This is a genomic window from Pseudomonas sp. NPDC087690, assembly GCF_044743175.1.
Classification (GTDB): domain Bacteria; phylum Pseudomonadota; class Gammaproteobacteria; order Pseudomonadales; family Pseudomonadaceae; genus Aquipseudomonas.
Genome location: NZ_JBIUVX010000020.1, coordinates 1 through 20,801, shown reverse-complemented (window position 1 = coordinate 20,801; position 20,801 = coordinate 1). Strand labels below are relative to the sequence as shown.

Here is a 20,801-nt window from a genome sequence, read left to right as displayed (position 1 = left end):
TCCCTGATTCAAAGAGATCGACGCTAACAAATATGTGTGACAGTCCTCGTCTGTCAGCGACCGCTCACGTCCCTGTTTGCGCCAGATGCATTGCCGAGAGCGACACGCGCTTATTCCAAAAACGACGGACGCCCTGCGATTTCGGTATTAAATCATTGCAAATCAAACTGTTAGGCTTGCCGGTTCGCAGTTGCCCAAGAATGCGACTGGCACAAGTCTTATCGGAGTTTTCATGAATCTGCCGCTGATCCTCAATCTGCTGGTGTTCCTCGCCCTGCTCTTCGGTCTGGCGCAAACCCGCCACACCACGTGGAGCCTGGCGAAAAAAGTCCTGCTCGCCCTCGCGCTGGGCGTGGCCTTCGGCGTCGCGCTGCACACCGTTTACGGTGCCGGCAACCCGGTGCTGAAAGCCTCGATCGGCTGGTTCGATCTGGTCGGCAACGGCTACGTGCAGTTGCTGCAAATGATCGTCATCCCGCTGGTGTTCGCCTCGATCCTCAGCGCCGTGGCACGCCTGCACAACGCGTCGTCGCTGGGCAAAATCAGCTTCCTGACCATCGGCACCCTGCTGTTCACCACCGCGATTGCCGCCCTGATCGGTATCGGCCTGACCAACCTGTTCGGCCTCACCGCCGAAGGTCTGGTCGCCGGCACCCAGGAAATGGCCCGTCTGCAAACCATTCAGACTGACTACGCCGGCAAAGTCGCCGACCTGAATGTGCCGCAACTGCTGCTGTCGTTCATCCCGCAGAACCCGTTCGCCGATCTGGCGCGGGCCAAGCCGACCTCGATCATCAGCGTGGTGATTTTCGCTGCATTCCTCGGGGTTGCCGCGCTGCAACTGCTCAAGGATGACGTCGAGAAAGGTCAGAAAGTGATCAACGCTATCGACACCCTGCAAGCCTGGGTAATGCGTCTGGTACGTCTGGTGATGAAGCTGACCCCGTACGGCGTCTTGGCGCTGATGACCAAAGTGGTCGCCGGTTCCAACCTGCAGGACATCATCAAACTCGGCAGTTTCGTCGTGGTCTCGTACCTCGGTCTGGGCCTGATGTTTGTCGTACACGGTTTGCTGGTGTCGGCCGCCGGGATCAATCCGCTGCGATTCTTCCGCAAGATCTGGCCGGTGCTGACGTTCGCGTTCACCAGCCGCTCCAGCGCGGCGAGCATTCCGCTGAGCATTGAGGCGCAGACCTGTCGTCTGGGGATTCCGCAATCGGTGGCGAGTTTTGCCGCCTCGTTCGGTGCGACCATCGGCCAGAACGGTTGCGCCGGTCTGTACCCGGCGATGTTGGCGGTGATGGTTGCGCCGACCGTGGGCATCAACCCGCTGGATCCACTGTGGATCGCGACGTTGGTGGCGATTGTGACGTTGAGTTCGGCGGGCGTAGCCGGTGTTGGTGGCGGCGCGACGTTCGCGGCGCTGATCGTGCTGCCGGCGATGGGCTTGCCAGTGTCACTGGTGGCGTTGCTGATTTCGGTTGAGCCGCTGATTGATATGGGCCGCACGGCGTTGAACGTGAGCGGTTCGATCACGGCTGGGGCGATTACCAGTCAGGTGATGCAGCAGACCGATAAAGAGTTGCTGGATGCTGATGAGCATGCGGAGTTGGCTCAGGCTTAAGTAACGCCTGACAGACCGCTATCGCGAGCAGGCTCACTCCTACAATTGGAATGCGTTCCCCCTTGTAGGAGTGAGCTTGCTCCGGGCGGCGTTCCGACGATGCTTTTTAAGCCTTTTCCCAAACCTCAAAGCTGTACGCGGGTTTATCGCCTTCAGCCGGATTCGGCACATTCGACACCAGTTTCCACTGGTTCAAATCAAACTCAGGAAACCACGCATCCCCCTCCGGGCTCAACGCCACGCGGGTCAGATACAGACGATCCGCCTGCGCCAGCCCTTGCGCGTACAACTGCGCACCACCAATCAGCATCAGCTCATCAACGCCCTGCGCCTTCGCCCACTCCTCGGCGCGAACCACGGCAGCTTCCAGCGACGGATACACCTCGGCACCTTCGAGCAGCAGATCGGCCTGACGGCTGACCACGATGTTCAAACGCCCCGGCAGCGGACGACCGAGCGAATCCCAGGTCTTGCGCCCCATGATGATCGGCTTGCCGAGCGTCGTGGCCTTGAAGTATTTGAAGTCCCCCGGCAGGTGCCAGGGCATGCTGTTGTCGACGCCGATCACGCGGTTTTCACCAAGGGCTGCGATCAGGCTGAGGGGGAGTGATTTAGTCATGCCGGCGAGGATACCAGAGCCGCGCGTACCCGGATAAGCGCCACAGCGGTTATGCTCAGCGCTCAATTGAGCGACGGGATGCCGCGTGACTGAACTGACTCCACTGCAAAACCTCTGGCTCACCGAGACCGTGCGCCTGCGCGAAGAACACGCAGGCCCCTTGGATGACCTGGAAGCCAATCGTCTGGCGCGTACGGCCGGCGGCGATCTGCCGGGCCGCATTCAACGCCGCGCGCTTTGGCTGGCCGAGCGTGACGGGCTGACCAATGCCCTCAGACACTGGCTGCAAGGCGCGCGTCTGGCGCTGGTGTTGCTGATGATCTTCGCGGTATTGAGCGGCGCCGGTCTGGCCTTCGCCGCACTCGGCCAAACGCCGGTCAATGTGTTCTGGGCCTTGGGCAGTCTGCTCGGGCTGAACCTGATACTGTTGCTGAGCTGGCTGCTGGGTTTGATCTTTGCCGGCGAACACGGTGCCACGCTCGGACGGTTGTGGTTATGGCTCAGCGAGAAAATGGCTCGCGACGCCAAAGCCGCGCAACTGGCGCCCGCCCTGCTGCTGATGCTGCAACGCAAGAAACTCAATCGCTGGGCGCTCGGTTCGCTGGTCAACGGTTTGTGGCTGCTGGCGATGTTCAGCGCATTGATTCTGCTGCTGACATTGATGGCGACCCGGCGCTACGGCTTTGTCTGGGAAACCACGATTCTCAGCGCCGACACCTTTATCAACGTCACTCATGCCCTGGGCTATCTGCCGTCGCTGCTCGGTTTCAATGTGCCGACGGTGGAGATGATCCGCGCCAGCGGCGAAGGCGCGCTCGACATCGAAAGCGCCCGTCAGGCCTGGGCGACATGGCTGGTCGGCGTGTTGGTGGTCTACGGCGTGCTACCGCGTCTGCTGCTGACGCTGTTGTGTTTCTGGCGCTGGAACAGCGGCAAAGCCGCGCTGCGTCTGGACTTGAACCTGCCCGGCTACGCGCAGCTGCGCGAACGTCTGATGCCGACCAGCGAACGCCTCGGCGTCAATGATCCGGAGCCTGCGCAATTGCATCGGGTTGAAAGCAGCGTTGGTGAGCTGGTCAGCGAAGGCGCGTTGCTGGTCGCCATCGAACTCGACGAACAACGCCCATGGCCACCGGCATTGCCGAAAAACGTCAGCGACGCCGGCATTCTCGACAGCCGCGAATCACGCCATAAACTCCTCGAACAACTCAGTCGCTTTCCGCCAGCACGTCTGGCGATTGCCTGCGATCCACGGCGCTCGCCGGATCGCGGCAGCCTCGCGCTGATTGCTGAACTGGCGCGTAGCGCTGGCGAAACCCGCGTGTGGCTGCTGCAAGCGCCGCCCGGCGAAGCACTGGATGCCGAACGCCTCGGCGACTGGCACATCGCGCTGCAACAGCTTGATCTGAAGTTTGCCGATTGCGCGCCGCTGAACTGGTTGGAGACTGGCCATGACTGAAGCCTGGAAAGCGCCGCTGAAACTCGCGGTGGTCGGCCACACCAACGTCGGCAAGACCTCCCTGCTGCGCACGCTGACCCGCGATGTCGGCTTCGGCGAAGTCTCGCATCGCCCGAGCACCACGCGGCATGTCGAAGGCGCGCGGTTGTCGGTAGACGGCGAACCGTTGCTCGACCTGTACGACACACCGGGACTGGAAGACGCCATCGCCCTGCTGGATTTTCTTGAGCGCCTGGAACGCCCTGGCGAACGTCTTGATGGCCCGGCGCGACTGGCGCGGTTTCTCGACGGCAGCGAGGCGCGCCAGCGTTTCGAGCAGGAAGCCAAAGTCCTGCGACAGCTGCTCGCCTCGGACGCCGGGTTGTATGTGATCGACGCGCGCGAACCGGTGCTGGCTAAATATCGTGATGAGCTGGAAGTGCTCGCCAGTTGTGGCAAACCGCTGCTGCCGGTGCTGAATTTTGTCAGCAGCGCCAACCATCGCGAGCCGGATTGGCGCGAGGCACTGGCGCGGCTAGGGCTGCATGCGCTGGTGCGTTTCGACAGCGTGGCGCCGCCTGAAGATGGCGAGCGCCGGCTGTATGAAAGCCTCGCGCTGCTGCTGGAAAACGCCCGGCCACAACTGGAGCGGTTGATAGCCGATCAGCAGGCGCAGCGCCTCGCACGGCAGCAAAGTGCGGCGCGTTTGATTGCTGAATTATTGATCGACTGTGCGGCTTGCCGGCGCAGTGTGGTCAGCGAGGCCGAGCGGGAACAGCAGGCCATCAGCGAACTGCGCAAGGCTGTGCGCCAGCGCGAACAGAAGTGTGTTGAGGCGTTGCTCAAACTCTATGCGTTTCGCCCGCAGGATGCGGCGGCGAGTGATTTGCCGTTGCTGGATGGGCGTTGGGGCGATGACCTGTTCAACCCGGAAACCTTGAAGCAACTCGGTGTGCGCGTGGGCGGCGGGATTGCTGCCGGCGCGGCGGCCGGGGCTGGCGTGGATTTGCTGGTTGGCGGGATTACTCTCGGTGCAGCGGCGTTGGCGGGGGCGATTGCCGGTGGCGCGCTGCAGACGGCGCGCAGTTATGGCAGTCGCTTGCTGGGCAAGATCAAAGGGCAGCGTGAGCTGACGGTGGATGACGGGGTGTTGCGGTTGTTGGCGTTGCGTCAGCGGCAGTTGGTGTTGGCGCTGGATCAGCGTGGGCATGCGGCGATGGACGCGGTTCAGGTGGCGACGCCGCTGGACAAGACCTGGCGTGAGGGCAAGTTGCCGGAAGCGCTGAACAAGGCGCGGGCGCATCCGCAGTGGTCGTCGTTGAATCCGCAGGCGAAGTTGAATCAGGCGGAGCGGCAGGAGCAGATTGAGTCTTTGGCCAAAGATTTGTAGCGGCTGATCTGGCGCTATCGCGAGCAGGCTCACTCCTACAGTGGATCGCGTTCACCTTGTAGGAGTGAGCCTGCTCGCGATGGCAGCACCTCGCTCCAGCGACTTACGCAGCCAACAATCGCGCCGCTTTCTCCTTCAATACGGCCAGATCAATCACCGGCACCGCCATCTCCTTGGCCAGCTCATCCCACTGCCTCATCCGCAAGCTGACCGCACACAACGGATCCCGCTCAAACACATCCGCCTCCGCCTCCGTCATCACCCCGCCCTGATACTCCAAGGTCCTACGGCTCGCCTCACTCAACCGATCAAAATACCCCGGCTCACGCAACGTCAGATACCGCTTGGCCTGCACGTGATATTCCACCAACCGCGCCATACGCTCACCGAAACCGGCCTCACGCAAATAATCCGCGCCGAGCCGCTCATGACTGACCACGCCATAACCGCCCATATTCTCCGCGCCTTCGGCACACAAATGGCCGATGTCGTGGAAGAACGCCGCCAACACCACTTCATCATCAAAGCCTTCGGCGATTGCCAGTTCGGCGGCCTGAGACATGTGCTCGATCTGCGACACCGGTTCGCCGATGTAATCGCTGGTGCCGAAGCGTTCATACAACCCGAATACACGCGCGACGACTTGCTCGTGAAATGTCATCAAACTTCCTCCAGCAACTGCGCAACATTGCGTTCAGCCAGCGCCGGGCCGACGCTCATGCCGACCCCGGTGTGCATCAGCGCGACGCTTAAACCTGGTGCCGGACGCAGGAACGAAAACGGCCCCGGCCCCCGAGCACCATAGACGCCCTGCCAACGCTCGACCACTTGCACTTTGCAGCCTAGCGTCTGCTCGGCCAGCTCAAGCATCCAGTTATCGACTTGCTCGGCGTTGAACGGTGAAGGGTCGCTGCCGTAATGGTGTGAGTCGCCGATGATCAGTTCGCCGTACGGCGTCGGGCTGATCAGCAGGTGGATGCCGTTGTCGTGCAGGTGCGGTTGCTCACGCAGGATCTGCGCCTGCACCGCCGCCGCTTCCGGCAGATCGGCGAAGGCGCCGTAGTGCACGCAGCTCAGGCCGGTGAGCAAGGCGTGCTGCAGATTCAGGTCGATCTGCGGTTTGGCGCGGAGCATTTGCAGACGACAGGTTTGCGGGTCGAGCGCGGCGATCGGCTCCGCGAGCAAGGTCTGATAATCGTGGCCGGAGCAGACGATGATCTGCTTCGCGGTGAAGCTGCCAGCGGTGCTATGCAGGTGCCCCGGCTCGACGTCGCGTACGAGCGTGGAGAAGTGGAACTCGACGCCGAGGTCGCGGCGCAGGTAATCGATCAGCGCCGGGATTGCTTCGCGAGAGTACAGCTGTTGATCGTCGATGCCGTGGAGGGTGGCGCGGTGGTGGCTGAACTGGCCGTTGTAGAGATCGCGCAGGGCGGCGCCGCGCAGCAGGTCGACGTTGTAGCCGTGTTCCACGGCGCGGCCGGCACAGAAGGTGTCGAGCAGGTGTTCTTCGGCATCGGTTCTTGCGAAGAGGTAAGACCCGTTGCGCTTGATTTGCAGACCAGCGAGTTGCGCCCAGTCGCCCCATATTTCGCGGCTTTTCTTGGCCAGTTCGAGCATCGGGCCCGGTGGTTGGCCGGTGACCAGCGCTTGGCCGAAGTTGCGCACCGAAGCGCCCAGCGGCGTGGCGGTGCGTTCGAAAACAGCGACCTTGAGACCGCGTTTGGCGGCGGCGTAGGCATGGGACAGGCCAAGGATGCCGGCGCCTACGATCAGCAGGTCTTTGAGTTGTGTCATGAGGCTACCTCAATGATCGTTCCCACGCTCCGCGTGGGAATGCAGCCAAGGACGCTCTGCGTCCATAGTGACGCGGAGCGTCACGGGATTCATTCCCACGCGGAGCGTGGGAACGATCGGCAACGGTTACTTGGCAGCCACTTTCTCGGACTTGCCGTCATAGCGCTTGCGCCACTCGGTGAGGATCTCGTCGCGATTCTTCGAGGCCCAGGCAAAGTCGTTCTTGATCAGGCGCTGCTCGTAGTCGGCCGGCAGTTCGGTCTGCGGCTTGGCGATGCCCGGTTGCGCAAGAACAGCGAAGTTCTCCTTGTACAGATCCATCGCCTCAGCGCTGGCGGAGAAGTCAGCCAGTTTCTTCGCCGCCTCTTCATGCGGCGTGCCTTTGATCACGGCGGTCGCTTCGATCTCCCAGCCCAGACCTTCCTTCGGCAGAATGATGTCCAGCGGCGCGCCTTGACGCTTGAGCTGTACCGCTGGGTATTCAAAGGAAATCCCGATCGGAAACTCGCCCGCCGCCGCCAGTTTGCAAGGCTTGGAACCGGAGTGAACGTACTGGCCGATGTTCTGGTGCAGACCGTCCATGTAGGCCCAGCCCTGCTTCTCGCCGAAGGTTTGCAGCCAGGCGCTGACGTCGAGGAAACCGGTGCCGGACGACGCCGGGTTGGGCATGACGATCTTGCCCTTGTACTCAGGCTTGGTCAGATCCTGCCAGCTCACTGGCTTGCTCAGACCTTGCTTCTCGGCCTCGACGGTGTTGAAGCAAATCGTTGCGGCCCAGACGTCCATGCCGACCCAGGCTGGCGGGTTGGCGGCGTCGCGGTAGTTCGCGCCGATCTTGCCGAGGTCCTTCGGCGCGTAGCTTTGCAGCATGCCTTGCTGATCGAGGATCGCCAGGCTCGAAGCAGCCAGGCCCCACACCGCGTCAGCCTGCGGACGGGCCTTTTCGGCGAGCAGTTTGGCGGTGATGATCCCGGTGGAATCGCGTACCCATTTGATCTCGACGTCCGGGTTGGCCTTTTCGAAGGCATCCTTGTAGGACTTCAGTTGCTCGGCTTCGAGGGCGGTGTACACCGTCAACTCGGTTTTTGCCGCGAAGGCATTCAGGCTGAAAGTAGCGAACACAGCAGCGGCCAGGGCCAAAGGCTTGAACATGATCGGTATCCTGTCTTTTGAGTTGAGGGTGTGAATCAGTGACCAGGCGCGGTTTGTCGCCAGGCTTGAGAACGGCGCAGCAAGCCGCGCGAAGCCCACGCCAGCAGCAAGGACACGCCCGCCGAGGTGAACAGAATCAGGGTCGACATCGCCGCCGCGCCGCCGACGTTGCCGGCGTCATCCATGTTCAGCACCGCGACCGCCGCGAGGATGGTGTCGGGGCTGTAGAGGAAGATCGCGGCAGAAACCGTGGTCATCGCCGAGACGAACAGGTAGCGCACGATGTCGAGCAGCGCCGGCAGGCAGATCGGCACGGTGACGCGCAGGTAGTGCCGATACAGCGGCGCTTTCAGCGACAACGCGGCGGCTTCGAACTCGGCGTCGAGTTGGCGCAGTGCGGTGGTCGCGGTCATCTGCGCGGTGGTCAGATAGTGCGCAATGGTGCAGACGATCAGCAGCGTCATCGTCCCGTACAGCACATGCAGCGGGTTACCGGTGAGGTTGAAGAAGAAGACGTAACCCAAACCCAGCACCAGTCCCGGCACCGCCATCGGTACGAAACTGAGCATGCGCAACGCCAGGTTAAGGCCGCGTTGGCTACGGGTTTTCTCCATCAGATAGGCGCCGGTGAAGATCAGCACACTGCCGATCAACGCCGTGCCCAAGGCCATCTTCAAACTGTTGCTGTAGGCCAGCCAGCCACCGCCAGCGGTTTCGTTGAACTGGTAGTGGTTGAGTGACAGCGACAGGTTGTACGGCCAGAACTTCACCAGCGAGGAGAACACCGCCATACCGAACACCAGAATCAACGCGGCGCTGATCAGCAAGACAATCGCCAGATAACAGCCATCACGCAACTTCGACGGCACCGGTTTGAACACCTGCGCGCGACCGCTCATGGAGTCACCGTGACGCCGACGTAGCCAGGCGTCGACGCCGAAGCTGAACAGCGCCGGCAGCAACAACACCATGCCGATCAATGCGCCGCGACCGAACTGTTGTTGGCCGACCACAGCTTTGTAGGCCTCCAGCGCGAGCACTTGATAGTCGCCACCGACCACCACCGGCACGCCGAAATCGGTGATGGTCAGGGTGAACACCAGACAGAACGCGGCAAACACAGCCTGACGCGTCGCCGGCCAGGTGATGCTGCGAAACGCCTTGGCCGGACTGGCGCCCATGCTCGACGCGGCATCAAACAGACGCGCATCGGCCAGCGACAGCGCCGAGAGCAAAATCATCAATGCATGCGGGAAGGTGTAAATCACCTCACCCAGCACAATCCCCCAGAATCCATAGATGTTGTCCGAGAGCAGCCCGCGCAACATGCCTTGGTTGCCGAACAGATAAACCAGCGCAATCCCCGGCAGCATCGACGGCGCCATCAGCGGCAGCAGGGAAATCCCGCGCCAGATGCCCTTGGCTGGAATCATTGTGCGTTGCAACGCGTAGGCAAACAGGTAAGCCAGCGGTACGACGATGGCCGCGACGCTGAGGGAAACCTTCAGGCTGTTGCCGAGCAGCCAGTGGAAATTCTCGCTGGTCACCAGTTCCTTCGCCGCGACCCAGCCACCGCCCTGCCCGGCTTCACTGCTGAAGCCGCGCCAGAAGATCGCCAGCAGCGGCAGCAACACCGCGACGCCGAGCAACACCAGCAAAAGAACTTTGCCGCCGACGACAAAAATGCGATCGCCGATCTCGGCTTTGGAGGTCTGTCGCACCTGCTTGTGCGGTAGCGGCAGCGCGAGATTGCTGTTCATCAGGCAAACACCTGCAAGCTGCGCGGCGGCAAGGCGACCATGATTTGCTGAGCGCCGAGGCGCGGCATGGCTTCCGGCGCGAGTTCGGCGAGCAAGGCGTGGCCCGGCAGTTGATCGAGTTCGAAGCTCATGCGGCAGCGGTTGCCGAGGAAGGTGATTTCGCGGACTTTGGCCGGGAACAGGTTTTCTTCATGCACCGGCGGATTGACGTTGATCGCCTCCGGACGGCAGAACAGACGACCCGAAGCACGCTGAACGCTGCCGTCGCTGAGGCGCAGGTTCATCCCGCCGACTTGCGCGTGGCTGTCACTGCTGCGCTGGAATGGCAGCCAGTTGCCCTGCCCGACGAACTCGGCCACGAACGGTGTGGCCGGACGGTTGTAGATTTCCTGCGGGGTGGCGTACTGCTCGACGCGGCCGTTGTTCATCACGGCGATGCGATCAGCCATGAGCATCGCTTCGTCCTGATTGTGCGTGACCATCAGGGTGGTGATGCCGAGGCTGCGTTGCAGTTGGCGCAGTTCGGTACACAGATGCTCACGGACACGGGCGTCGAGGGCGGACATCGGTTCATCGAGCAACAGCAGCGACGGTGCCGGCGCCAAGGCCCGAGCCAGAGCAACGCGCTGTTGCTGGCCGCCGGACAACTGGCCGGGGTACTTTTTCTCGCTGCCGGTGAGGCCGACCAGTTCCAGCATCTGTCCGACGCGCTGGCGCACTTCATCGCGACCGCTGCCAGCAAGGCCGTAGGCAATGTTCGCCTCGACGGTCAGATTGGGGAACAGCGCGTAGGACTGGAACAGAATCCCGTAGTCGCGGGCTTGCGGGGCGAGGTGCGAGACGTCGCGGTCGCCGAGGTACAGCTCGCCGCTGTCCTGCTTCTCCAGACCGGCGATGCAGCGCAGCAAGGTGGTCTTGCCGCAGCCCGACGGGCCGAGCAGGCACACCAGTTCACCGGCGGCGACGTCGAGGGAGACATTATCCAGCGCAGTAAACGCGCCGAAGCGTTTCTGCACGCCGCGCACTTTCATCGGCGCACCGGGGTTGGTCAGGGCAGTTGCGATGGCAGGATTCATGGACAGACCTCATCAAGCAGATGGGGCCAATCCTAGAGTTGTAATGCGTCCGTCATGTGGCAGTGAGGCAAAAACGGCCGATAGTGGTATTCGGGGATTTTGGTTCACCAGAGATCGTTCCCACGCTCTGCGTGGGAATGCCTCATCGGACGCTCCGCGTTCGGCTGTTGGGACGCAGAGCGTCCCGGGCTGCGTTCCCACGCGGAGCGTGGGAACGATCATTACGCGGGGGACATTTCCTGAGCCAAACCGAGGAACGCCGCCGGCAACCGCGCTCCCTTCCTTTCTTTCAGGCAGTAAAGGTACTCAGGAATCTGCGGCGCATTCTCGATCGTCAGTACGCGCAACTGCGGATCATGCGGCACTTCCTGGCGGGCAATGATGCTGATGCCGATATTGCGCAACACCGCCTCACGGATCGACTCACGACTGCCAATCTCCAGCAATGGACCGAAACTCACCCCGGCAGTCGCCAGCAACTCTTCGGTCAACCGCCGCGTGGTCGAACCCGACTCACGCATCAACAACGTGTGCCCGGCCAGTGCACTCAACGCCACATGTTCCTGTGCCGCCAGCGGATGATTGCGATGCACCGCCAGCACCAGCGGATCCGTGCCCAGCACCCGGCGGATCAACCGCGCGTCATCGAGCAATTGCGACGACGCTGCGATATCCACCCGATAGTCCTCCAACGCTTCGAGCACCTGCTGCGAATTACCGATTTCCACCGACACTTCCACCTGCGGCAGGCGCTCGCGAAAGGTCTTCACCAGATCGAGGATGTAATAAGGCGCCGTAGCGGCGATGCGCAACGTGCCCTGCACCTGACCGCTGTTGCGCAGGAAAAATTCGATGTCGGCTTCCTGCTGCAACAGCGTCTTGACCATCGGCAGCAACCGCGCGCCTTCGTCGCTGACGCTCAGGCGTCGACCGCCACGGTAGAACAGCTCCACCGAATACTGACTTTCCAGATTGCGGATCTGCGTGGTCACGGTCGGTTGGCTGAGGCCGAGTTTTTTCGCCGCCAGCGTGATACTGCCCAGGCGGGCGACCATGTAAAACGCTTTCAGCTCGGCACTCAGCACAACTTTTCCTCATCTATTTGCGCAGCAGGCGCAAACCGTTGAACACCACCAACAGGCTCACGCCCATGTCGGCAAACACCGCCATCCACATGGTGGCGAGTCCGGCGAAGGTTACCGCAAGAAAGATAGCCTTGATCACCAGCGCCAGCGCGATGTTCTGTTTCAGGATGCTCGCGGTATTGCGCGACAGGCTGATGAACGCCGGGATCTTGCGCAGATCATCGTCCATCAGGGCGACATCGGCGGTTTCAATCGCGGTATCAGTACCGGCAGCAGCCATGGCAAAACCGATCTCGGCGCGGGCCAGTGCCGGCGCGTCGTTGATGCCGTCGCCGACCATGCCGACCCGCCGACCCTGTGCATAAAGGTCTTCGATGGCTTGCAGTTTGTCGGTCGGCAGCAAATCGCCACGTGCCTCGTCGATGCCGACCTGCGCGGCAATCGCCTGGGCGGTGTGGACGTTGTCGCCGGTGAGCATCAGGGTTTTCACCCCCAGTGCATGCAACTGGCGGATCGCTTCGCGGCTGGTTTCCTTGACGGTATCGGCCACGGCGAACAGCGCCAGCGGGCCGGAGCTAGCGAGCAGCAGCACCACGGATTTGCCCTGTTTCTCCAGGGCGAAGAGTTTTTCTTCCAGTGCTGGCGAGCACAGGCCGAGTTCTTCGACCAGACGATGGTTGCCCAAATGGTAAGTCTGGCCATTGATTTCGCCTTTGACGCCACGACCGCCCAGCGCTTCGAAGTTATCCACAATCAGCGCGGCGAAGTTTTTATCCACAGCAGCGTTGGCGATGGCCAGCGACACCGGGTGATCGGAGCGACCGGCCAATGCCGCAGCGATGGCCGGCGCCGTGGCATCGGCGGTTGGATCGAGGGACAGGTAATCGGTCTGCACCGGTTTGCCATGGGTGATCGTGCCGGTTTTATCCAGCGCCAGATAATCCAGTTTGAAACCGCCCTCCAGGTACACGCCGCCCTTGACCAGAATGCCTTTGCGCGCCGCTGCGGCGAGGCCGCTGACGATGGTCACCGGCGTCGAAATCACCAGTGCACATGGGCACGCCACCACCAGCAACACCAGCGCGCGGTAGATCCAGTCGAACCACACGGCGCCCATGAACAGCGGCGGAATGATCGCCACGGACAAAGCAAACACGAACACCACCGGCGTGTAGATTTTCGAAAACTGATCGACGAAGCGCTGAGTCGGTGCGCGCGCACCTTGGGCCTGTTCGACGGCGTGGATGATGCGCGCCAGAGTCGAATTGTTCGCCGCTGCGGTCACCGTGTATTCCAGCGAACCGGCCTGATTGATGGTGCCGGCGAAAACTTTGTCGCCAACGGTTTTCTCAACCGGCAAACTTTCGCCGGTGATCGGCGCCTGGTCGATGGTCGAACTGCCGCTGAGCACTTCGCCGTCTAGCGCAATGCGCTCGCCGGGTTTCACTCGTACGCGGGCGCCGAGTTCGACGCTTTTCACGTCCAGCTCAATCCACGAACCGTCAGCCTGCAACACCGTGGCTTGCTCCGGCGTCATCTGCATCAGGCCACTGATCGCGTTGCGCGCACGGTCCAGCGAGCGCGCTTCGATCAACTCGGCGACGGTGAACAGGAACATCACCATCGCCGCTTCCGGCCATTGGCCGATGAGGATGGCACCGGTGACGGCGATGCTCATCAGCGCGTTGATGTTGAGGTTGCGGTTCTTCAGGGCGATCCAGCCCTTTTTATAAGTGGTCAGGCCACCGCTGAGGATCGACACCAGCGCGATGATCGCCACCACCCAGGTCGGTGCCGCGTTGGTGAAGTGGATGACTTCAGCGGCGAGCGCGCCGACACCGGACAACGCCAGCGGCCACCAGTGTTTTTTAACCGGTGCCGGGGCCGGCGCTTCGACGCCCGCCTCCAGCGGCTCGGCGTGCATGCCGAGGGATTTGATCGCCTCGATGATCGGTTCGGTGCCTGGCAGATTGTGGGTCACACCGAGTACGCGATTGATCAGATTGAATTCCAGCTGCTGCACACCGGCGAGTTTGCCGAGCTTGTTCTGAATCAGGGTCTGCTCGGTCGGGCAGTCCATCGCCTCGATGCGGAAGCTGCTCAGGCGCGCATCGGCACTGGTTTTTTCGCTCAATTGCACCAACGCAGGCGCAGCGACTTTCGACGAGCAGCAGGAATCTGCGTGCGCATGAACCGGTGCCGGCGCTGCGACTTTTGACCCACAGCAAGCATCGCCGCCGTGTGAATGTTTATGCACAGGCTGCAATTTATGACTGTGATCGTGGCCGTCGCCGGGCTTATGGGTGTGCTGGGAATCGCTCATTGGTCGCGTCCGTGAAGGTGCCTGTTGCCAAGTAAAGACCCTGTAGCCACTATAGGGTCAAGCACCCTTTTGGAGATTGCCGTCATGAAGATCGGAGAACTGGCCAGACTCACCGACTGCGCCGTGGAAACCATCCGCTATTACGAGCGCGAAAACCTGCTGCCGGAACCGGCCCGCAGCGACGGCAACTACCGCGTCTACACCCAGGCCCACGCCGAACGCCTGACCTTCATCCGCAACTGCCGCACCCTCGACATGACCCTCGAAGAAATCCGCAGCCTGCTCGCCTTGCGTGATAGCCCGCAGGACCAATGCGAGAGCGTCAATGCATTGATCGACGAGCATATTCAGCATGTGAAGGCGCGGATTGATGGCTTGTTGGCGTTGCAGACACAGCTGCTCGACCTGCGCCAACGTTGTGGCGAAGGGCCGATGGCTGATCAATGCGGGATATTGCAGCGGCTGGAAGTGAGTGGCGGGGTTGTTGCGACGGAAGTGGAACACTCCCACGTAGGCCGCAGCCACGGCCATTAAGACTCACGCAAAACCAAATGTGGGAGCGAGCCTGCTCGCGAAAGCGGTGTATCAGTCGACATCTCTATGACTGACACGCCCTCTTCGCGAGCAGGCTCGCTCCCACAGGGGTTTTATGCAACGGCTTAGACCGCCATTGGCGCGGTCATTGGCGCGTGGTGCTCATAGCCTTCCAGCGAGAAGTCGCTCGGCTCGACCAGTTCCAGCCATTCCGGCTGATACACGCCAGTCTTGGCAAACTCCGGCACGCGATCGGAGATTTTCAGCTTAGGCATGGCGAACGGCTCGCGCTTGAGCTGTTCGTTGAGCATGTCCAGATGGTTCTCGTAGACGTGCGCATCACCGATGAAATAGGTGAACCAGCGCGGCGTGTAGCCGGTCAGGCGACCGATCAGGCTCAGCAGCGCAGCGCCTTCGGTGAGGTTGAACGGTGTGCCCAGACCCAGGTCGTTCGAACGGATGTAGAGGGTCAGGGAAATTTCCTTGGTCTCGACATTCGGGTGGAACTGGTACAGCAGGTGGCACGGCGGCAGGGCCATTTCATCCAGCTGGGCGACGTTCCAGCCGTGGAACAGAATACGGCGGCTGCCCGGATCGTTGATGATCGTGTCGACGCACTGACGCACCTGGTCGATGGCTTTGTACAGCACCACGTAGGCCTGGCCGTCTTCTTCGCCTTGGGCAATCTGCTTGTAGCCGTTGCTCAAGGTTTGTTCGATGGCGGCGGTGTTGCTCAGCGGGATCTGCTTGTACGCCGGCCATTTGCGCCATTGCACGCCGTAGATTTCGCCGAGGTCGTCATCGCCCTGACGGAACGGGTTGGCCAGCCACTGCGCGTTTTCGTTGGCGTTCTGGTCCCAGACCTTGCAGCCCAGCGCGCGAAATTCAGCGGCATTGTTCACGCCACGGAGAAAACCGCACATCTCGCCGATGGCCGATTTGAAGGCCATTTTGCGCGTGGTGATCGCCGGAAAACCTTCCTGCAGATCGAAACGCAGCATCGCACCCGGGAAACTGATGGTGTTGATGCCGGTGCGGTTGGCTTGCTTGGTGCCGTTCTTAATGACGTGCGAGACCAGTTCGAGATATTGCTTCATGAGTTACCTGTGTCCTTTGAGCCCCGGCGTCGCGCGCCGGGGTTCGTAGTTTAAGCCGTCGGCGCGAGCGGTGCTGCCGGTGCGCGACGATAGGCCAGCCAGATCAGGAACAGCCCGCCGACGATCATCGGCACGCAGAGCACCTGGCCCATGGTCAGCCAGTTCCACGCCAAGTAGCCCAGTTGCGCATCCGGCACGCGGACGAACTCGACGATGAAACGGAAGATGCCGTAGAACAGCGCGAACATGCCAGAAACGGCCATGGTCGGACGCGGTTTGCGCGAGAAAATCCACAGGATCAGGAACAGCGCCACGCCTTCGAGCGCGAACTGATACAGCTGCGACGGGTGACGCGGCAGCTGCGCCGGATCGCTGAATGGCGGGAAGACCATGGCCCACGGCACGTCGGTGGCTTTGCCCCACAACTCGGCGTTGATGAAGTTACCGATGCGCCCGGCGCCCAGACCGATCGGCACCATTGGCGCGACGAAGTCCATCAACTGGAAGAACGACTTGCCATTGCGCTTGCCGAACCACAACGCGGCCAGCATCACCCCGATGAAGCCGCCGTGGAACGACATGCCGCCCTTCCACACTTCGAAAATCAGCGTCGGGTTGGCCAGATAGGCGCTCAGATCGTAGAACAGCACGTAACCCAGACGTCCGCCGACGATCACGCCCATCGACATCCAGAAGACCATGTCGGAGAGTTTCTCCTTGGTCCAGGTCGGGTCGAAACGGTTGAGCCGGCGCGACGCCAGCAGCCACGCACCGCCGATGCCGATCAGGTACATCAGACCGTACCAGTGGATTTTCAGCGGACCGATGGCCAGTGCCACCGGGTCGATCTGCGGGTAAGGCAGCATTGCGACTCCTCGTTAGAGTTGAAACCAAAATTCCCGGGCGACGCTGCCACCTCAGGATTAAGCCAGGATTGCGACGGTTACAGCAGGAAGCTCACACCCACGCTGAACAGCAAAGCGGCGAACAGCCGTTTCAGCAAGCGCGGCGACAACCGATGTGCCAAACGCGCGCCGATACGGGCGAAGACCATGCTGGTCAGGGCGATGCCCAACAACGCCGGCAAATACACAAAACCGAGACTATGCGGCGGCAACAACGGATCGTGCCAGCCCAGAATCATGAAACTTAATGCACTGACCAAGGCGATTGGCAGACCGCAGGCCGACGAGGTCGCCACCGCTTGCTGCATCGGCACGCTGCGCCAGGTCAGGAACGGCACGGTCAGCGAACCACCGCCGACGCCAAAAATCGCCGAGGCCCAGCCGATGATGCTGCCGGCCACGGTAAGACCGAGTTTACCCGGCACCGTTCGGCTGGCCTTGGGTTTGATGTCCAGCGCCAGTTGCACCGAGATGATCAAGGCAAACACGCCGATGATCTTTTGCAGGTGCGGGCCAGAAATCGCCTCAGCGGTCAGCGCACCGAAACCTGCACCGAGCAGAATGCCGACGGCCATCCACATGAAGATCGGCCAGCGCACCGCGCCTCGTCGATGATGCTCACGCACGGCGTTGACCGAGGTGAAGATGATCGTCGCCAGCGACGTGCCGACCGCCAGATGGGTGAGAATCGACTGATCAAAGCCCTGCAAGGTGAAACTGAACACCAGCACCGGGACGATGATGATCCCGCCGCCGACGCCAAACAGTCCGGCCAGCACGCCCGCACAGGCGCCCAGCGCCAGATAGAGCAGAAATTCCATGACCGTCTCCCCAGACCGCATCCCCAAAACCGGAGCGGCATGGTAACGGATGCACACCCTTTGGCTCCACTGGCGATGGATGCACGGACGCCGGTTGCGTAGAGTGAGCAAAAAACACACAAGGACCACCTTATGTGCCTGATTGTTTTCGCCTGGCGCCCGGGCCATGCCCAGCCGCTGATCGTCGCGGCCAACCGTGACGAATTCTACGCCCGGCCGAGCCTGCCGCTGGCGCAATGGCCGGAAGCGCCGCATGTGCATGCCGGGCGTGATCTTGAAGCCGGCGGCACCTGGCTGGGGATCGGCGCCAACGGGCGCTTTGCCGCGCTGACCAATATTCGCGATCCGCAGCAGCCGACGGCGCGCAAGTCGCGGGGGGAGTTGGTGGCGCGGTTTCTCACCGGAGAGCTGTCGATTGATGATTATTTGAGCGATGTGGTCGGGCGTTCGGCGGAATATGCCGGGTTCAACCTGCTGCTCGGCAATAGTCATGAGCTGTGGCATTTCAATGCGCGGTTGTCAGAGCCGATCATGCTGGAGCCCGGTGTTTACGGGCTCTCCAATGCCGGGCTGGATACGCCGTGGCCGAAGTTGCTCAAGGCCAGGGCGGCGTTGGGCGCAGTGCTGGATGATCCGACGCCTGCGCGGTTGCTGGGGTTGTTGAGTGATGCGCAGACCGCGCCGGAAGCGGAATTGCCGGATACCGGGGTGGGGATGGCGACGGAGTCATTGTTGTCGAGTGTGTTTATTGCCAGCCAGAGTTACGGGACGCGGGCGAGTACGGCGTTGATTGTGCAGGCGGATGGGGCGCGGCGGATGGTCGAGCGCAGTTTCGGGCCGTATGGCGGGCATCTTGGGGAAGTTGAGGTTTGTGTCTAAGAGCAAACCCTCACCCCAGCCCTCTCCCGGAGGGAGAGGGGGCCGACCGGGGTGTCTTGGGCCATACATCGACCTGAAAGACTGAGTTGATTATGGATTCAACACAGAACTTTCAGGTCGGCGGAGTTCTGCAGCATCCCCCCCAATCAGTCCCCTCTCCCTCCGGGAGAGGGTTAGGCGGGCGGCGTTCCGATGAGGGGCTTTTGATCTTCAGAGCGCTTTGACCACTGCCGGCGGATGCATCTTCGACAACCCAAGGTTCTTCAGCGCCAATTGCAGCGAGCTGTGGATAACTTGCGGGTTATCAATGGTCATCAGCTCCGCCAGCAAATCCTTGGCCTTGCTCAGATTGACCTGGCGCAGCATCCACTTCACTTTCGGCAAGTTGGTGGCGTTCATCGACAAACTGTCGAAGCCCATCGCCATCAACAGCACCGCCGCCGCCGGATCACCGGCCATCTCGCCGCAGATACTCACCGGTTTACCTTCGGCATGGGCATCGCGCACCACGGTTTGCAGGGCTTGCAGCACCGCCGGATGCAGATAATCGTAGAGATCGGCCACACGTGGGTTGTTGCGGTCAACCGCCAGCAGATACTGGGTCAAGTCGTTGGAACCGACGGACAGGAAGTCGACCATCCGCGCCAGTTCCTTGGTCTGATACACCGCCGCCGGAATTTCGATCATCACGCCAATCGGCGGCATCGGCACGTCGGTGCCTTCGTCGCGCACTTCGCCCCAGGCCCGATGGATCAGGTGCAGGGCTTCTTCGAGTTCGTGGGTGCCGGAGATCATCGGCAGCAGAATCCGCAGGTTGTTCAGGCCTTCGCTGGCCTTGAGCATTGCGCGGGTCTGCACCAGGAAGATTTCCGGGTGGTCGAGGGTCACACGAATGCCGCGCCAGCCGAGGAACGGGTTGTCTTCCTTGATCGGGAAGTACGACAGCGACTTGTCACCGCCGATGTCGAGGCTGCGCATGGTCACCGGTTGCGGGTGGAACGCGGCGAGCTGCTCGCGGTAGATCGCCAGTTGTTCCTTCTCGCTCGGGAAGCGCTGGTTGATCATGAACGGCACTTCGGTGCGGTACAGGCCGACACCTTCGGCGCCACGCTTCTGCGCCCGCGCCACATCGGCGAGCAGACCGGTGTTGACCCACAGCGGCATGCGGTGACCATCGAGGGTCACGCACGGCAGGTCGCGCAGGGTATCGAGGCCCAGCGCCAGTTGTTTCTCTTCTTCGACGACTTCGGCGAACTGCTTGCGCAGCACTTCGCTCGGGTTGGTGTAAACCTCGCCGCGTGTGCCGTCGACGATCATTTCGATGCCGTCGACCTTGGCGTACGGCAGGTCGACCAGACCCATCACCGTCGGAATACCCATCGCCCGGGCCAGGATCGCCACGTGGGAGTTACCCGAACCGAGTACCGAGACCAGACCGACCAGCGTGCCTTCCGGCACTTCGCCGAGCATCGCCGGCGTCAGCTCTTCACTGACCAGAATGGTCTTTTCCGGGTAGACCAGATTCTGCTGACGCTCTTCCTGCAAGTAGGCGAGCAGGCGCCGACCGAGGTCTTTGACGTCCGAGGCGCGCTCACGCAGGTAGGCGTCGTCCATCAGTTCGAAACGGTTGACGTGTTCCGTGACCACCTGGCGCAGCGCGCCCTGGGCCCACTGGCCGGTCTTGATCACGGTGGTGATTTCGCTGCCCAGCGACGCATCGTCGAGCATCATCAGGTAGACGTCGAACAGCGCGCGCTCTTCCGGGCGCAGTTGGGTCGCGAGCTTGGCGGACAGCGCGCGCATGTCGGCGCGCACGCCTTCGATGGCGGTCTTGAACAGCGCCAGCTCGGCGTTGATGTCGGTGATGGTCTTGTCCGGCACCACGTCCAGATCAGCCGGCGGCAGCATGACCACTGCAGTACCGACCGCCGCACCCGGCGAACCCGGCACGCCGACGAACTTGGCTTCCTGAATGCCTTTGCCCTGACGGCCCAGACCCCGGATGGAACCTGTGGCCTCGGCGTGGGCGATAACGCCGGCGAGCTGCGCGCTCATCGTCACGAGGAAGGCTTCTTCACCTTCGTCGAACTGACGGCGTTCCTTTTGCTGGATGACCAACACGCCGACGACGCGGCGGTGGTGGATGATCGGTGCACCGAGGAACGAGGCATAACGCTCTTCACCGGTTTCGGCGAAGTAACGGTAGCGCGGGTGATCCGCAGCGTTTTCGAGGTTCAGGGGTTCTTCACGCGTGCCGACCAGACCCACCAGACCTTCGTTGGGTGCCATGCTGACCTTGCCGAT

The 20,801-nt window shown here is 61.8% G+C and carries 17 protein-coding genes; 5 read left to right on the top strand and 12 right to left on the bottom strand.

What is annotated here, in order from left to right; all coding sequences use genetic code 11:
* Positions 1-232 precede the first annotated feature (232 nt).
* On the top strand, positions 233-1,624 hold the full coding sequence (locus tag ACIPIZ_RS18475; protein ID WP_401166576.1) for an L-cystine transporter: 1,392 nt from the start codon (positions 233-235) through the stop codon (positions 1,622-1,624).
* Positions 1,625-1,730: 106 nt separating this feature from the next.
* On the opposite strand, the gene ACIPIZ_RS18470 is transcribed toward ACIPIZ_RS18475, so the two are convergent.
* Positions 1,731-2,243, bottom strand: coding sequence for a dihydrofolate reductase (locus ACIPIZ_RS18470; protein WP_105704594.1), 513 nt, complete (start codon positions 2,241-2,243; stop codon positions 1,731-1,733).
* 85 nt (positions 2,244-2,328) lie between these two features.
* Here ACIPIZ_RS18470 and ACIPIZ_RS18465 point away from each other — a divergent pair, with 85 nt between their 5' ends.
* Positions 2,329-3,702, top strand: coding sequence for a DUF2868 domain-containing protein (locus ACIPIZ_RS18465; protein WP_401166573.1), 1,374 nt, complete (start codon positions 2,329-2,331; stop codon positions 3,700-3,702).
* The gene (locus ACIPIZ_RS18460) at positions 3,695-5,071 is read left to right on the top strand and encodes a GTPase/DUF3482 domain-containing protein (RefSeq protein ID WP_401166570.1); all 1,377 of its coding nucleotides are present in this window, start codon (positions 3,695-3,697) and stop codon (positions 5,069-5,071) included. The genes ACIPIZ_RS18465 and ACIPIZ_RS18460 overlap by 8 nt, the downstream gene beginning before the upstream one ends.
* A gap of 103 nt (positions 5,072-5,174) precedes the next feature.
* On the opposite strand, the gene ACIPIZ_RS18455 is transcribed toward ACIPIZ_RS18460, so the two are convergent.
* The 7 genes from ACIPIZ_RS18455 to ACIPIZ_RS18425 all read right to left on the bottom strand — a co-directional run bounded on the left by ACIPIZ_RS18455 (position 5,175) and on the right by ACIPIZ_RS18425 (position 14,261).
* On the bottom strand, positions 5,175-5,732 hold the full coding sequence (locus ACIPIZ_RS18455) for a phosphonate degradation HD-domain oxygenase (RefSeq protein ID WP_401166567.1): 558 nt from the start codon (positions 5,730-5,732) through the stop codon (positions 5,175-5,177).
* On the bottom strand, positions 5,732-6,865 hold the full coding sequence (locus ACIPIZ_RS18450) for a TIGR03364 family FAD-dependent oxidoreductase (RefSeq protein ID WP_401166564.1): 1,134 nt from the start codon (positions 6,863-6,865) through the stop codon (positions 5,732-5,734). The genes ACIPIZ_RS18455 and ACIPIZ_RS18450 overlap by 1 nt, the downstream gene beginning before the upstream one ends.
* Before the next feature lie 126 nt (positions 6,866-6,991).
* Complete coding sequence (locus ACIPIZ_RS18445) at positions 6,992-8,017, bottom strand: putative 2-aminoethylphosphonate ABC transporter substrate-binding protein (protein ID WP_105704598.1); 1,026 nt, start codon at positions 8,015-8,017, stop codon at positions 6,992-6,994.
* Between the two features lie 35 nt (positions 8,018-8,052).
* Entirely contained in the window at positions 8,053-9,777 is a 1,725-nt protein-coding gene (locus ACIPIZ_RS18440) for a putative 2-aminoethylphosphonate ABC transporter permease subunit (RefSeq protein WP_401166561.1), read from the bottom strand.
* A complete protein-coding gene (locus ACIPIZ_RS18435; protein WP_064388039.1) occupies positions 9,777-10,853 on the bottom strand; it encodes a putative 2-aminoethylphosphonate ABC transporter ATP-binding protein in 1,077 nt (358 codons plus the stop codon). Before ACIPIZ_RS18435 ends, ACIPIZ_RS18440 begins: the two co-directional genes overlap by 1 nt.
* 221 nt (positions 10,854-11,074) lie before the next feature.
* Positions 11,075-11,938: a LysR family transcriptional regulator gene (locus tag ACIPIZ_RS18430; RefSeq protein ID WP_064388038.1), complete on the bottom strand. Its 864-nt coding sequence runs from the start codon at positions 11,936-11,938 to the stop codon at positions 11,075-11,077.
* A gap of 13 nt (positions 11,939-11,951) precedes the next feature.
* Positions 11,952-14,261, bottom strand: a complete 2,310-nt coding sequence (locus ACIPIZ_RS18425) for a heavy metal translocating P-type ATPase (protein ID WP_401166557.1) — start codon at positions 14,259-14,261, stop codon at positions 11,952-11,954.
* An 84-nt stretch (positions 14,262-14,345) separates the two neighbouring features.
* Here ACIPIZ_RS18425 and cadR point away from each other — a divergent pair, with 84 nt between their 5' ends.
* Positions 14,346-14,795: a Cd(II)/Pb(II)-responsive transcriptional regulator gene (cadR, locus tag ACIPIZ_RS18420; RefSeq protein ID WP_105704602.1), complete on the top strand. Its 450-nt coding sequence runs from the start codon at positions 14,346-14,348 to the stop codon at positions 14,793-14,795.
* 125 nt (positions 14,796-14,920) lie between these two features.
* On the opposite strand, the gene ACIPIZ_RS18415 is transcribed toward cadR, so the two are convergent.
* The 3 genes from ACIPIZ_RS18415 to ACIPIZ_RS18405 form a co-directional block, all read right to left on the bottom strand.
* Positions 14,921-15,892, bottom strand: a complete 972-nt coding sequence (locus tag ACIPIZ_RS18415) for a thymidylate synthase (RefSeq protein ID WP_316917280.1) — start codon at positions 15,890-15,892, stop codon at positions 14,921-14,923.
* A 50-nt stretch (positions 15,893-15,942) separates the two neighbouring features.
* Positions 15,943-16,758, bottom strand: coding sequence for a prolipoprotein diacylglyceryl transferase (gene lgt, locus ACIPIZ_RS18410; protein ID WP_007913003.1), 816 nt, complete (start codon positions 16,756-16,758; stop codon positions 15,943-15,945).
* A gap of 77 nt (positions 16,759-16,835) precedes the next feature.
* On the bottom strand, positions 16,836-17,618 hold the full coding sequence (locus tag ACIPIZ_RS18405) for a sulfite exporter TauE/SafE family protein (RefSeq protein ID WP_034153705.1): 783 nt from the start codon (positions 17,616-17,618) through the stop codon (positions 16,836-16,838).
* Positions 17,619-17,750: 132 nt separating this feature from the next.
* On the opposite strand from ACIPIZ_RS18405, the gene ACIPIZ_RS18400 reads away from it, so the two are divergent.
* Positions 17,751-18,497 carry an NRDE family protein gene (locus ACIPIZ_RS18400; RefSeq protein WP_401166552.1) on the top strand — a complete coding sequence of 249 codons (747 nt, stop codon included), beginning with the start codon at positions 17,751-17,753 and terminating at the stop codon, positions 18,495-18,497.
* Between the two features lie 210 nt (positions 18,498-18,707).
* On the opposite strand, the gene ptsP is transcribed toward ACIPIZ_RS18400, so the two are convergent.
* A partial coding sequence (ptsP, locus tag ACIPIZ_RS18395; protein ID WP_401166549.1) for a phosphoenolpyruvate--protein phosphotransferase occupies positions 18,708-20,801 on the bottom strand: 2,094 nt, incomplete at its 5' end.